Annotated in this window: 1 pseudogene; it reads right to left on the reverse strand. The window is 33.8% G+C overall.

From position 1 onward, the window contains the following. Nucleotide 1: 1 nt before the first annotated feature. A pseudogene (locus MBBWO_RS08165) lies at nucleotides 2–823 on the reverse strand (hypothetical protein); the annotation flags it as partial.

The following is an 823-nucleotide window of genomic DNA, read 5'->3' on the forward strand; positions in this document are numbered from 1 at the left end:
TTTATGGTTGTTTTACTGTGATTTTGTTGGATGCTGTTGCATTTCCATAAACTGAAGTGATAATATACTCACCAGGAATCAAATTAATATTCAAATGAGCAACACCATTCTCATCAGTAACCCTGTTGTAGAAAACACCATTAACATTCATGGTTACATTCACACCAACAACTGGTTTTCCTTGACCATCAACAACAGCCACATCATAAGTACTTCCATCCTGGAAATCCATAACAAGATCCTCACCAGACACAGTAGGAAGCACAGTAACAACAGCAGACCTTAAAAGACCAGTTTTATAGTCATGAACAGTTAAAATATACACACCAGGATCCAAATTAATATTCAAACGAGCCATACCATTCTCATCAGTAACTCTATAATAGAATACACCGTTAATATTAATAGACACTTCTTGATTTGCTAAAGGATTACCTTCACCATCAACAAGTAACATATCAAATTGAGACTCATTACGATAATACTTAGTTAAATCCTCAATTAAAATAGTGGATAAAACAGTAACCATATTAGAAGTTACCTCACCATTAGCAGTATTTTTAACTGTAATGACATACTCACCAGGATCCAAATTAATATTAAACCTGGCCATACCATCATCACCAGTAGTTCTATAGTAGAAAACACCATTAATATTATACTCAACAGTCACACCAGAAACAGGATTACCATTACTGTCTAAAATTACAACATCAAACTGAGAATCATTACGATAATACTTAGTTAAATCCTCAGAAACAATTGTAGACAACACAGTTACATTACGTGTAACAGACAAACCACCATAAGACGCAGTAATAGT

Source organism: Methanobrevibacter woesei (genome assembly GCF_003111605.1).
GTDB lineage: Archaea > Methanobacteriota > Methanobacteria > Methanobacteriales > Methanobacteriaceae > Methanocatella > Methanocatella woesei.